This is a genomic window from Methylacidiphilum infernorum V4 (genome assembly GCF_000019665.1).
In the GTDB taxonomy this organism is placed as follows: domain Bacteria; phylum Verrucomicrobiota; class Verrucomicrobiia; order Methylacidiphilales; family Methylacidiphilaceae; genus Methylacidiphilum; species Methylacidiphilum infernorum.
The window spans coordinates 2,274,915-2,287,145 of the sequence record NC_010794.1 but is presented as its reverse complement, the minus strand read 5'-3'; the positions used below and the strand labels follow the sequence as shown (position 1 = coordinate 2,287,145).

General features: G+C 41.9%; 11 protein-coding genes and 1 tRNA gene. 5 read left to right on the top strand and 7 right to left on the bottom strand.

Annotated elements, in window-relative coordinates; translation table 11 throughout:
• Positions 1-121 precede the first annotated feature (121 nt).
• Positions 122-1,003 (bottom strand): shikimate dehydrogenase, encoded by an 882-nt coding sequence (aroE, locus tag MINF_RS10835; RefSeq protein ID WP_012464812.1) that lies wholly within the window; start codon positions 1,001-1,003, stop codon positions 122-124.
• Between the two features lie 143 nt (positions 1,004-1,146).
• Between aroE and epsC the strand changes: the two genes are divergently transcribed.
• On the top strand, positions 1,147-2,022 hold the full coding sequence (gene epsC / locus MINF_RS10830; RefSeq protein ID WP_012464811.1) for a serine O-acetyltransferase EpsC: 876 nt from the start codon (positions 1,147-1,149) through the stop codon (positions 2,020-2,022).
• Positions 2,023-2,039: 17 nt separating this feature from the next.
• Positions 2,040-3,200 (top strand): cysteine desulfurase family protein, encoded by a 1,161-nt coding sequence (locus MINF_RS10825; RefSeq protein ID WP_012464810.1) that lies wholly within the window; start codon positions 2,040-2,042, stop codon positions 3,198-3,200.
• On the opposite strand, the gene MINF_RS10820 is transcribed toward MINF_RS10825, so the two are convergent.
• Entirely contained in the window at positions 3,195-4,292 is a 1,098-nt protein-coding gene (locus MINF_RS10820) for a complex I NDUFA9 subunit family protein (RefSeq protein ID WP_048810399.1), read from the bottom strand. The two genes, MINF_RS10825 and MINF_RS10820, sit on opposite strands and share 6 nt — an antisense overlap.
• A gap of 191 nt (positions 4,293-4,483) precedes the next feature.
• Between MINF_RS10820 and MINF_RS10815 the strand changes: the two genes are divergently transcribed.
• Positions 4,484-5,062: a hypothetical protein gene (locus MINF_RS10815; protein WP_148205263.1), complete on the top strand. Its 579-nt coding sequence runs from the start codon at positions 4,484-4,486 to the stop codon at positions 5,060-5,062.
• 97 nt (positions 5,063-5,159) lie between these two features.
• A complete protein-coding gene (locus MINF_RS10810) occupies positions 5,160-6,380 on the top strand; it encodes an N-acetylmuramoyl-L-alanine amidase (RefSeq protein ID WP_012464805.1) in 1,221 nt (406 codons plus the stop codon).
• Between the two features lie 20 nt (positions 6,381-6,400).
• On the opposite strand, the gene sufT is transcribed toward MINF_RS10810, so the two are convergent.
• Genes sufT through sufC form a run of 4 tightly spaced genes read right to left on the bottom strand, consistent with a single transcriptional unit; the run spans position 6,401 to position 10,562 of the window.
• Positions 6,401-6,955: a putative Fe-S cluster assembly protein SufT gene (gene sufT, locus MINF_RS10805; RefSeq protein ID WP_012464804.1), complete on the bottom strand. Its 555-nt coding sequence runs from the start codon at positions 6,953-6,955 to the stop codon at positions 6,401-6,403.
• Between the two features lie 27 nt (positions 6,956-6,982).
• Positions 6,983-8,275, bottom strand: a complete 1,293-nt coding sequence (locus tag MINF_RS10800) for a SufB/SufD family protein (RefSeq protein WP_012464803.1) — start codon at positions 8,273-8,275, stop codon at positions 6,983-6,985.
• A gap of 46 nt (positions 8,276-8,321) precedes the next feature.
• Entirely contained in the window at positions 8,322-9,746 is a 1,425-nt protein-coding gene (sufB, locus tag MINF_RS10795) for a Fe-S cluster assembly protein SufB (protein ID WP_012464802.1), read from the bottom strand.
• A gap of 57 nt (positions 9,747-9,803) precedes the next feature.
• Positions 9,804-10,562: a Fe-S cluster assembly ATPase SufC gene (sufC, locus tag MINF_RS10790; RefSeq protein WP_012464801.1), complete on the bottom strand. Its 759-nt coding sequence runs from the start codon at positions 10,560-10,562 to the stop codon at positions 9,804-9,806.
• A gap of 357 nt (positions 10,563-10,919) precedes the next feature.
• Here sufC and MINF_RS10785 point away from each other — a divergent pair.
• Positions 10,920-10,994 (top strand) — tRNA-Pro (locus MINF_RS10785).
• Between the two features lie 80 nt (positions 10,995-11,074).
• On the opposite strand, the gene MINF_RS10780 is transcribed toward MINF_RS10785, so the two are convergent.
• Positions 11,075-12,124 (bottom strand): L,D-transpeptidase, encoded by a 1,050-nt coding sequence (locus tag MINF_RS10780; RefSeq protein WP_048810398.1) that lies wholly within the window; start codon positions 12,122-12,124, stop codon positions 11,075-11,077.
• Positions 12,125-12,231 lie beyond the last annotated feature (107 nt).

Sequence of the window (12,231 nt, the reverse complement as noted above, 5' to 3'; positions counted from 1 at the left end):
AAAACATTGACATTTAATTTTTTTATTACTCATCAGGGATAAGTATTTCTAATTTCAGTCCTACTAAGGATATTCAAGCCCTTGCTTTCATTTGTTCCCTTGGAATTCCAAGATAAGCCCTTTAGGAGAGATGGACCGATCTTCTCATCGTTTCTATCGGAGCATCCAGGCCTGTCCATATCGAAAACGAAAGGGCACCCTGTTCTACAAGCATTCCTAGCCCGTTAACAACCTTGGAGCCGATTTTTTTAGCCACGGATTCCATGGGCGTAGGGATAGGAAAATATAAAACATCGTAGAGAATGACCTTGGGATCGAGGATCTTTTCCCATTGAAAGTTTAGAGATAAAAAGGGAAGCAAGGGAAGAGATTGAACAAAGAGATCGCTTTTTAACATGAGTTGCTTGAGACTGGATTCTGTCAAGGGAAGAACCTGGACTTCAACCTCAAAATTTTTTTCTATGCTTCGTGCCAACAGCAAGGCTTTTTCGTAGGTTCTATTGAGTAAAATGAGTTTTTTTGAACCTTCTATTGCGGATTGCTTGGCAATGGCTTCGCCTGCCCCTCCCGTTCCCAGGATGGCAATAGAAAGGTTTTGAAAATCAACGGCAAAGTTTTTTTTTACGTCTATCGCCCATCCACGGCCATCCGTATTGTAGCCTAAAAGCCTTTGTTCTTTTCTTACCACCGTATTGACCGATCCCAGCAAAGCTGCAGAGTTATCGAGGGTGTTGCATAAAGAGGCCATTTTTTTTTTGAGTGGAGATGTACAATTCCAGCCTAGAAAGCCTTTTTCGACCAGGAGGTTAACCGCTTGCTCCAATTCCTCTTCGGCTACCTCTATGCGTATATAATCAGCATCAAGGGCCAGCTGTCTAAAAGCGGCTTTTTGAAAAACAGGAGAAAGAGAATGGGCGATGGGTTTTCCCAAGACGGCATAGCAGGGTCCAGTAGGATAAAACTCTTTGAAATCTTTTAATCTAAAATATGTTTTTTCGCTCATGACCCCGGTTCCTTTTTGAATTTATACCAAGGAAAAAAAAATGCTATAGTGGAAGGAGAAGGATAACCACTTGATTATCGGAAATAACTGGGTTTTCATTTTGTTTGTACTAGAGTAAGGGAAAAATAGAGTAAGGGTTAAAAATGGAAAAACTTTTTTTTGATTCTATTTTAAACAAGCTTTTGAATTCTTACTATCTTGATGGAGCCATTAATTGTTCTGATGGGATAAATCTTCCCTCTAAAAGCGCTGTGGCAAAATTAACAGAAGATCTTTTAAGTCTCATCTTTCCCGGGTATTATTTTTCTCTTTCTCTTTCCCAGGAAAAAATGGCTTCCTTTTGCCTGGAAGTTTTAAAAAGGATCTATCATTCTTTAATTCAGGAATTAGAAAAAAGCCTGCTCTTCGCACCCATTGAAGGAAAAGATGCGGCATCCATTGGTCAAAAATTTTTGTCAAAGCTGCCCGATATAAGGAAAATTTTGACCACCGATCTCAAAGCTACCTTTGAGGGAGACCCCGCCTCGGCAAGTATCGAAGAGGTTCTTCTTGCTTATCCTGGGATTGAAGCCATAGCGGTCTATAGGCTGGCTCACCTTCTTTATCTGGAGAATGTAGCCTTGATCCCAAGAATGATGACCGAATGGGCTCATGCAAGGACGGGAATAGACATACATCCGGGAGCGGAAATCGGCTCAGATTTTTTCATTGACCACGGCACGGGAATTGTCATTGGGGAAACCTGTAAAATAGGCCATCATGTTAAAATTTATCATGGTGTGACATTGGGTGCTCGATCGACGAGTGGGGGTAGAAAACTAAGGGGCCAAAAAAGGCATCCCACGATCGAAGATTACGTAACGATCTATCCAGGAGCAACAATTCTGGGAGGGGAAACGGTTATTGGATCGGGAAGCATAATCGGGGGCAATGTATGGCTTACCCATCCTGTCCCTCCTAACTCCATTGTTACCCTTGTTGATCAAGAAATTCGGGTGAGAACAAAAAATGAACAGTAACTGTAAACCGATAAGCGATGAAGAGAATTTACCTGGATTACAATGCTTCAACTCCTTTAGATCCTAGGGTTTCCGAGGAAATGATTTCTTGGATGGAAGCCTGGGGAAACCCCTCGAGCATCCATGAAGAAGGCAGGAAGTTGCGGTTTGCCATAGAACAGGCTAGAGAAAAGGTAGCCAAGCTCTTGGGGGTAAAAAGCAAAGAGATCATTTTTACTTCCGGTGGCTCGGAAAGTGATTCTCTTGCCTTGATGGGTATAGCCTACGGAAACAACGATAAGAAAAGGAACCACTTCATCGTTTCGGCAATAGAACATCATGCCGTCTTGGAGACGGCTGCCGCTCTAAAAACAAGAGGATACGAGCTTACTTTTGTTTCCCCTACAAAGGAGGGCATTGTCGATTGCGAAAAAGTAGCTTCTTTTCTTTCCGACCGTACTCTTTTAGTTTCCGTTCAATCTGCAAACAATGAAACAGGGGTCTGTCAGCCTATAGAGCAGATAGCTGAACTCTGTAAACAGAAGGGAATTTTTTTTCATTCGGATGTGATCCAGAGTGTGGGTAAAGTCCCCTTGAATGTCAAAGAGTTGTCTATGGCCAGTCTTTCGGCTCATAAATTTTATGGACCCAAAGGAGTGGGAATACTCTATGTAAAAGAGGGGACTCCTTTTGAAAAAATGATTTTTGGAGGGAGCCAGGAAAAGGGAAAAAGGGGAGGAACAGAAAATATTCTTGGGATTGTCGGTCTTGCCAAAGCCCTTGAAATTTCATTGTCTGAGATGGACTTCCAGGGAAGAAGACAGTTTCAACTGATCGAAAAGCTCTGGGATAGTCTAGCTGATCTTCCTGGAATCGAGCGCGTGGGGGATCCTCTTCGACGCGTTCCCAATACCCTTCTTGTTACTTTTACATCCCTTAGGGGTCATGATCTTCTTATAGGTCTTGACCTTGCAGGGATTGCCGCTTCCAGCGGTTCGGCTTGCATGTCGGGAACGATTCAACCATCCCATGTTCTTATGGCTATGGGATACGATCCCCAAAGAGCAAGTTCATCGCTTCGGCTTTCTATTGGGAAATATACCCATGAAGAAGAAATCGGAGAGTCGGCTCAAAGAATTAAAAAGGTCGTTTTGGAACAACTCAAGTATTATCCCAAAAAAGAGATGGTTCTCTTATAAAAGAAGAGAATCAAGGATATCGGGCAGAACCCTTTTGAATGAAACGAGCTTAAGGTTTAACGTTGAAACGGCTTCTGCGCTGTCGGCAATATTATCTTCTAGCATCATAAGAAGCATATCTTGAGTTAGAGGTGGATTTTTAATCAGTTTTTCGGCTACCCTGACAAGAGGAAAAGCGATATTTGAGGGCAAGCTAAAAAGGAGTCTCTTTTTCATATTCTTTTGCAATAGCTGGAGAAAGAGTAACCAGGAGAATAAATAAATTGCCCAGAGCTCTCCTTTCCAATTTTGACTTATAGCCTTAAGAGCCGCCAGGGGATAAATAAAAATACTGAGCAGAATGAGCCCCATCCTCATCAAGGTATAAAAAGGAATGTCTTCTATTTTATAAGCCAAGTGGGCTTGTTCCAAAATAAGCATCATAATCTCTTTTAAGGAAAATATTTCAGGGCCCGTAAGAGGATAGATTTTATGAAAAGTGCTCGGATTGGGTAGGGCCCGGACGAAAGCTTCCGCAACATTTTCAACGAATATGGGTTGGAGCTTGCTTTTTCCGCCTTCTATCAAAGGAAAAATAAGTAAAGGATTATTTTGAAAAAAAAGCATTTTGCATAGCCTTTTAGTAAAATCGTCTCCGATTCCAAAAACCACGGAAGGCTGGAAAATGGTCCAATCCAGTTCACTGTTTCTTACCAACTCTTCGGCTGTCCATTTGGTTTGATGGTAGCGGCTTTTTGCTTGAGGACGTGTGCCCAGTGAGCTCATATGAAGGAAACGCCTTACTCCGTTTTCCTTGGAAGCTTGAATCATGTTTTTGGTTATTTGAACGTGGACCTTTTTATAAGTTTCTCGACCTTGCTCTACGAGGATTCCAACGAGATGGATTACGGCATCTATTCCAGAACAACATTTTCTTGCAAAAGAAAGCTCCGAGAGATCTCCCGCGAGGAATTCACAGGAAAGATCGCAAAAAGATCGCTTTTTTTGGGGATTTCTGCTCGGTACCCTGACCCTGTATCCAAGTTGACAAAGCTGCTGCACTATGTATTTACCGATAAAGCCTGTTCCTCCAGAGACAAGAATGGTTGCCATACAAAATGAGGTTAAAAGACAAAGAAAAGATAAAAATAGTCTAAATCAAAAAATTAAAGAATGAATAAAAATCAAAGAATGAATTAAAAAGAAGCTTTTCTCTCCTAAGATTTTTTGTTTATCCTTTTTTACCAGGTTTTTTCTTTTATTGTTAAAGAATTGAAATTTTCTTTTTTGTTGGGGGAAGAGATATGAGCCGGTTTTTTTTCGTTCTTTTCTTAGGGCTTTACCCTTTTGTTTTAATGGCAAAGACGCCGACCGCCTTTGAAGCCCTTAAAGTCGCTGAAAAGCAGGTTTCAGCAGAGTCCAAGCAACACCTCTATGGAATAATTGGAGAGCGAAGTCCCACCACTTTAACCCCGGTAAGCTGGCAATTTATTTATTGGAATCCCCATTCTTGGTCTCGTTCCGAACAGATTACCGTGGCAGGAGGGCAGGTAACCCAAATAAAAGATGGGCTTTTTTCTCTTGGCAACTTGCACCTGTTGCCTTATAAGAAGGAAAACACCATTAATCCTTCTAGGCTGAAAATAGATTCTAACAGGGCACTGGAAATCGCCACCAAGTCCAATGAATCGTTCAGGACGGTGAAATTGAGTACGGTGGTATTTCGCCTCGCCTCTTTAAAAGGATATGAAGAAGCCTGTTGGATTCTGGATTTTTTTGCGGATAAAAACGGCTTTGAACGTTCTATTGGTTATGTCATTATCGGGGCGATAACAGGAAAAGTCTATAAAATGAAACTAAATTTTTCTAAAGTTTTACATTAATTGATCCCCTGCATCATTAGAGTCATTATGCAAAGAGGGCTTTTTCTTTCGATCGTTTTTTTTTTTCCTGAAAATATTTCCTGTTGGGCTTTTTGCGGTGGAAAAACTCTCTCCTTTGGCTCCTCCCCCAGATTGGACACGGCTCGACCAGTTTCAAGAAACCATAACTAGAGAGGAGTTTGTCCAATTGATTAACACCCTGTATTCGCCTACAGGGGCTTTCTGGCGCTATACGATCATCAATGGCAATGAATTGACTATTTATTCCGATGTCGAACACAACGAGCTGCTCTACCGGTTACGCCTTGCTCCCGACCAGGAATCACAGCTACCCCTAAAAGCCAACTGGGTATCCTGTATAAAAACAAAAGGGAATGGTTCTTCAGATCCCAAACCGCTTAAAGGATTAGTCATATGCCTGGATCCCGGTCACATAGGGGGAAAATGGGCAAAGATGGAAGAAAGATTTTTTCAGATCGGTTCTGATCCTCCTGTTATAGAAGCCGAACTCAACATGAATGTATGTCGAAGAGCAGCTCATTTTCTTGAAGAAGCAGGGGCAAGGGTAGTATGGACAAAAAAAAATTACGAGCCTGTGACCGATCTTCGACCGGCCGATCTAAGGGCTGATGCTCTATCCCTTCTTTTTCCATTTGAAAGCCAAGAAAATCTCCCCTACCGCTTTTCTGATGAAATAGAAAAAAAAATATCCCTAACGGCCGAAAGGCTTTTTTATAGGAACGCGGAAATCAGGGCAAGGGCAGAGATTGTCAACCGGTTCAATCCAGACTTAACTATCTGCGTGCATTTTAATGCCGATAAGTGGTCTGATCATCCAACCCGAGAGGAACTTGTCCAGAAAAGCAAGCTCGTGGTGTTTGTCAATGGGAATTACTCTGAAGAAGAACTTGTTTTTGACGATCAAAAATGGGATCTGCTTTACAAGCTTTTATCCCGAACCTCGGTTCCAGAAGCGGAGGTTTCAGAAGCCGTGGCAAAAGAAATGGAGTTGGTTTGGAACTATCCCCCGGAAAGTTATAACAATTGGTCGGCAGCCTATAAAGTGGGTAAAAGTCCTTACGTTTTTGCCAGGAACCTCTTGGCTAATCGAATCTATCATTGCCCCGTTGTTTTTATCGAAGGACCCTACATGAATGCGGTCGATGCCTATGATCGGATTATCGCCGGGGATTACGATGGAAACAAAAACATTAATGGGAAGTCCTTCAAAAGTATCTTTGTTGAATATGCCGAAATCATAACCCAGGGAATAATATCTTGGGCTACTTCAAAAGAAGGAATAGTTGTCGAGAAATAAAGGGGAAAAGGGCTGACTTTTTATACCAAGCCTAGGATCATTTTTCCTTCTTCGCTAATCATGCTTGGATTCCAGGGAGGGTCCCAAACTAGATCTACCTGGGCTTCGGACACAGAGGGAATTTCAAGAATTCTTGACTGGGCATCTTGCGCTAAAATCGTCCCCATCCCGCAACCCGGAGCGGTCAGGGTCATTTTTACGGCAACAGAATAAGTTCCGTCTTCTTTTTTGTTGATTTGACAATCATAAATCAACCCAAGATCAACAATGTTAACGGGTATTTCTGGATCGTAAACTTCCTTGAGCCGATTATAGATGATTTCTTCGGTGAGTTCTTCGTTTTCGCTTAAGATCTCTTTTAGAGGAGAAGGTTCTTGGTTGATCCCTAGGGCATCGCTATCTTTGGCATCAACCCTGACCAGTATCCTGTTGTCATAGATAAGAGTATAGGAGCCTCCCATCGATTGAGTGATTTGGAAAGGTTTATCTTTTTCCAATTGGATCTTGTCTCCACTGGGGATGAGAACAGCCTGAACTTCTCTTGTTAGGGTAGATTGAGGACCTTGGGTATTCATTTTTTAAATAACAGTCATTCTTTTTGACTATACTTGCAGTGAAAGACGAAGAAAGTCAAGAAGATGATCGGCTAGTTGAGGACTTTTTGCCCGTTGTATGCATTCAGCAAGAAAACCGATCGTGTAGAGTTTTTCAAAAACCGGTTTGGGAATTCCCCGTTGTTGGCTATAAAAAAGCTCTTCTTTGGCTATTCCCCCCGTGGTTGCACCATGGGTGCAACGGACGTCATCGGCCATAATCTCAAGTCCAGGTAAAGAATTGGCTTGGGCATTTTCTCCTAAGATTAAATTTTTATTACTTTGGTAAGCATCCGTTTTTTGAGCTTCAGGAGAAACATCGATCATGCCCGAAAAAATCGTTTTTGCAGAATCGAATAAAACATTTTTAAAAAGAAGATCACTCGTTGTATAGGGAGCTGTGTGGACTTGGAGAGTTCTTTGATCAAATTCCTGGGTGTTTTTAGCCAGAGTTGCCGAGAGTATTTCGGCGCTTCCTCCCGCTCCACTAAGACGTGTTTTCCCTTCGAACCGATTGTAGGATCCTCCAACATTGATAAAAAGTGAAGAACTCTGGGCGTCTTGACCTACGTCGGTCAAACTGAACATAAAAGAGTTGACTTCCTCAGCCCAATGCTGAACGGAGATAATTTCGAGCAAGGACGATCTTTCCAAGAAACTTTCAATGGCTGAACAACTAAAACCGCCTCCTGCATTGAGGGACCTAAAATTTAATTGAATTTTAGCTTTGCTTCCTTCTTCGAGAACAAGCAAAATGTGGGGATGGACCGCAGCAAAGGGTTCGGTAATCCAGAACCATACTTCAAAAAATTCCTGTATTTCTACATTTCGAGGAACATATAAAAATACTCCCGATTGGGTTTTTGACCTATGAAGAGCTTCAAGTTTTTCGGCCCCCATACGGAGTGTCTCTCTAAATAGGTAGTCTTTTAAAAGCCCTGGATAAAGAGCTAGGGCTTCATTGAGAGGGCTGAAAATGATCCCCATTTTTTGAAGTTTTTCAGGAATAGGAGTATAAAAGAGCAGTTCATCGTTGCCGTATACGAGGGCACCTAAGGAATTTTCAAAAGGAAACGAAGAGCTTATTTTTTCAACGTCAAAGGGAGAAACAGGCACCGATGAAGAATATCCTTCCCATTTTATTTTCTCTATGCTTGAGAATCGCCACTTTTCGTTTTTTCTTTGGGGATGAGGAAGTCTTTCATATTCCAACTGGGACTGCTTACGGCTGTTTTCAAACCAAGCAGGGTAAGGACCATTTGCGGTCGTTTTTGCTACAGAGTTGTTTTGTATGAGTGGCATGGGAAACTCCTCTTCTGTTTATAGGGAATCGAAAGTTTCAAGACTTTTATCCCACGGACCCTTCCATTTCTAGATCAATAAGCCTTTTTAATTCCACGCTATATTCCATGGGAAATTCTCTGACTAAGTCATTGATAAAACCATTCACAGAAAGACTCATGGCTTCGTCTTCGGGTAATCCTCTTTGTTGCATATAAAATAGTTGCTCAGCGCTGATTTTGCTCACGCTTGCTTCATGTTGGGTGGCGTTTCGGTTGCCCATTACGGTAATAGCCGGGTAAGTGTCCGTTCTGGAGGTGGTATTGATAAGCAGGGCGTCACATTCGGTATTGTTTTTACAGTTTTTCAAATGGTTGGGAATACTGACAAGTCCGCGATAACTCGCTCTTCCCGAACCGATACTAATGCTTTTAGAGATGATATTGCTTGTCGTTTCGTCTGCAGCATGATACATCTTTGCCCCTGTATCCTGGTGTTGTCCTGTATTAGCAAGAGCGATACTGAGAACCTCTCCTCGAGATTTCCTTCCCTGGAGGATAACCCCGGGATATTTCATAGTCAGCTTTGAGCCTATGTTGCAATCAAGCCACCGCACTTCCGCTTCTTCCATGGCAATAGCCCTTTTTGTCACCAGGTTAAAAACATTTGAACTCCAATTTTGGACGGTAATGTATTGAATTTTGGCCCCGGGCATGGCGACAAGCTCAACTACGGCACTGTGTAAAGTGGACGTCTCAAAACGGGGAGCGGTGCAACCTTCCATGTAGGTTACCTCGGAACCTTCATCGGCGATAATAAGCGTCCTTTCAAATTGACCGAAACTTTCAGCATTTATCCTGAAGTAGGCTTGAAGAGGTTGTTGAACTTTAACTCCAGGGGGAACATAAATAAAGCTTCCCCCGCTAAAGACCGCGCTATTCAAGGCGGCAAATTTATTATCGGCCGGGGGTATGACTTTGGCAAACCACTTCCTGAAAATATCGGGATATTGATGGAGACCTTCAGTACTTCCAACGAAGATCACTCCTTGTTTACTTAAGGATTCTTTTATATTTGAATAAGCCGACTCGCTATCGAATTGGGCTTCTACCCCTGCCAGAAATTTTCTTTCCTGTTCGGGAATTCCCAATCTTTCAAAGGTTTTCTTGACTTCCTCGGGGACTTCATCCCAACTTCTTTGGGCTTTTTTGTCGTAAGCTAAGTAGTAGCGGATTTTGTTAAAATCGATTTTTTCCAGCTCCTTGCTTGCCCAGTGAACGGGTAAGGGTTTTTGTAAAAAAATTTGCAGCGATCTTTTTCGAAATGCGCGGATCCAATCCGGGTCATTTTTAATATCGCAGATATAATCGATCGTTTTTTCATTGAGTCCTACACCCGCATCATAGGTGTAGTTCACATCATAGAAAAAATCCTCAACAAGAGAATTAATCTTTACAATGTCCTCTTTATTGGTTTCTTTTACACTCTGCATATTTTTTCCCCTTTCAATGGGTTAAAAGTTAAGTTGAATTGACTCTAGAAATCCTCTTTAATGCGTTTGGGCGGCAAGTTCTTCTTCAAATTGGCTATACCCTTTTTCCTCCAAACGCAAGGCAAGTTCTTTAGTTCCGCTTGCCACAATCTTTCCCTTAACCATCACGTGAACATAATCCGGAATGATGTAATTAAGAAGCCTTTGATAATGAGTAATGAGCAGTATGCCTAACTGGGGACCCTTCAAGGCGTTGACTCCGTTGGCGACAATTTTTAGAGCATCGATGTCTAAACCGCTATCCGTTTCGTCAAGAATAGCGTACTTGGGTTTTAAAACGGCCATTTGAAGGATTTCATTCCTTTTTTTCTCACCTCCGGAAAAACCTTCGTTGACGTAGCGAGAACTGAACTTTCTGTCCATGGAAAGCTTTTCCATTGCTGCGTACAGCTCCTTATAAAAGTCAGTCACGTTGATCGTTTTGCCTTCTGGAAGGCGAGCTTGTAAAGCGGCTCTCAGGAAATTTGCCACAGTTACTCCTGGAATTTCACAGGGGTATTGAAAAGCCATGAAAAGCCCCTTTCTTGCCCTTTCATCGGGTTCCATCTCGAGCAACGACTCTCCATCCATCTCTATCGATCCTGAATAGATTTCATAATCAGGGTGTCCGGTAAGCAACTTTGAAAGGGTACTTTTCCCGGATCCATTGGGACCCATAATGGCATGAACCTCTCCAGGGGCTATTTCTAGCGATACGCCCTGAACAATCTCTTTTCCTCCAATTCCGCCGTGTAGATTTTCTATCTTTAAGCTCATATCTTTTTTTTATATTGTAGCCAGAACTATGCCAACATTTTCCTCTCTATAATCGGGAATTTTCTTAATTATCATTGAGAGAAATTCTACAATTATGTATAGAAAATAACATTGCAAAAAATTATGGTTCTTCAATTTTTCTTTTTGAAAAATTCAAATGGAGCTCCTTTTATAAGCACAAATGGTTTTTAGTTGACGATGGGATAGAGGGCATGATTAGCTCATTAAAAAAATTTTTGCACTCCTTTTGACTCCTGTTTATGCTTATATCCATCCTTGCGAAAAAGGAATCGAAGGAAATTTCAAGCTCATTGCTAAGGAACCTCTTCTTTGTTATTTCCTTTTTGTGTTCGCTGCCGGGGCGTAGCTCAGCCTGGCTAGAGCACCTGCTTTGGGAGCAGGGAGTCGCAGGTTCAAATCCTGTCGCCCCGATTGATTATTTTTAACAATATAAAAAATTTATAAATTCTTTTGATAGTTCTAATGTTCTGGACTTGGCCTTGGACAATAAGCTATTCAAGGTCCTTTTTCTTTTTGGGTTGGGACGAACTCAAGATAATTTTTTTGGCTGAAGGGGAATGCTGAATCGTTTTATGGGTTGAGATCTTTCCCTTTTTGTGAGAAGGAGATTTTGTCAAGGAGTGCTGAGTCTTGGAAGAAGAACGAATAGAGCCTTGAGCAACGAGCAGATGGGAATGACTTGGGGTCTTAGCCGCTGGCCCTTCTTTTAAAGAATTTCCCGGAGGACGGGAAGAAGCGTAAGGATGCAGTTGGGTTTTTGAATCCCCTGGATTGCTCTCGCTAGAGCTTTCCCTAAAAGAAGGAGGAAAAGCGGGAGTGGATACAGGCAGGGCTCTTAGAGAAGACTGATCAGAGCTCAAGCTGTAAGAAGAAAAACGAGGTGAGGATGAATAAAAGGGAGAATGCAAGTGAAAACTTGCTAATACTTCTTTGGGTATGGGTTTTTTAAGGGGTTCTTTTTGGATATAGACAGGAGTATATTCCGATACCAGGTCGTAGAGTTCAAGAACATCTCTATTTTTCATCCGTATACACCCATAGCTTACAGGTTGTCCGACGAGCCCTTCTTGATTTGTTCCATGGATGAAAATTCCCCGATTAAAGGAATTTTTGTTCTGCAAATCTAGTCCCTTAAGCCATAGAATCCGGGTTAATATGCTATCGTGATTGAAATCCGATTTTGATGGATCGTAGGCAGCCAATTTGATCACATCTCCCGTAAATTTCCTATGGTAAAATTTCCCTCCTAGGGGTATTCCATCACCGATTTTTTTGGCGATCACGAAACGGCCAATGGGAGTTTTGTAACTATTCCATTCATCCCCTATTCCGTATTTTGAGGTGGATACGGGGTAAAAACGGCGGGATTCCGTTGATTTGCCGAAATCTTGAATTAATTCCATCTTTTGATCATGGATGCTTACCCGGATAAGGTTGGAAGGTAAAGCAGAAGAAGATGGGCTTGTCCTCTGGTTATTTAAAGTGCAACCACTCACGCATGCCGCGAGCAAGGCTATAGCAAAAAGAAATTTTGGACGCATGGGTAAAACAAGGGACTTTCTTTCTCATTTTATGGAACAAAGCAGGGTATGCAATCAAAATTACTCGGCTTTTTCAACGACTATCGAGTTGACAAAAAAATTATAAA

Coding starts and splice junctions, on each gene's coding strand:
- aroE (WP_012464812.1), bottom strand. CDS start 1,003: ATGAGCGAAAAAACATATTTTAGATTAAAAGATTTCAAAGAGTTTTAT.
- epsC (WP_012464811.1), top strand. CDS start 1,147: ATGGAAAAACTTTTTTTTGATTCTATTTTAAACAAGCTTTTGAATTCT.
- MINF_RS10825 (WP_012464810.1), top strand. CDS start 2,040: ATGAAGAGAATTTACCTGGATTACAATGCTTCAACTCCTTTAGATCCT.
- MINF_RS10820 (WP_048810399.1), bottom strand. CDS start 4,292: ATGGCAACCATTCTTGTCTCTGGAGGAACAGGCTTTATCGGTAAATAC.
- MINF_RS10815 (WP_148205263.1), top strand. CDS start 4,484: ATGAGCCGGTTTTTTTTCGTTCTTTTCTTAGGGCTTTACCCTTTTGTT.
- sufT (WP_012464804.1), bottom strand. CDS start 6,955: ATGAATACCCAAGGTCCTCAATCTACCCTAACAAGAGAAGTTCAGGCT.
- MINF_RS10800 (WP_012464803.1), bottom strand. CDS start 8,275: ATGCCACTCATACAAAACAACTCTGTAGCAAAAACGACCGCAAATGGT.
- sufB (WP_012464802.1), bottom strand. CDS start 9,746: ATGCAGAGTGTAAAAGAAACCAATAAAGAGGACATTGTAAAGATTAAT.
- sufC (WP_012464801.1), bottom strand. CDS start 10,562: ATGAGCTTAAAGATAGAAAATCTACACGGCGGAATTGGAGGAAAAGAG.
- MINF_RS10780 (WP_048810398.1), bottom strand. CDS start 12,124: ATGCGTCCAAAATTTCTTTTTGCTATAGCCTTGCTCGCGGCATGCGTG.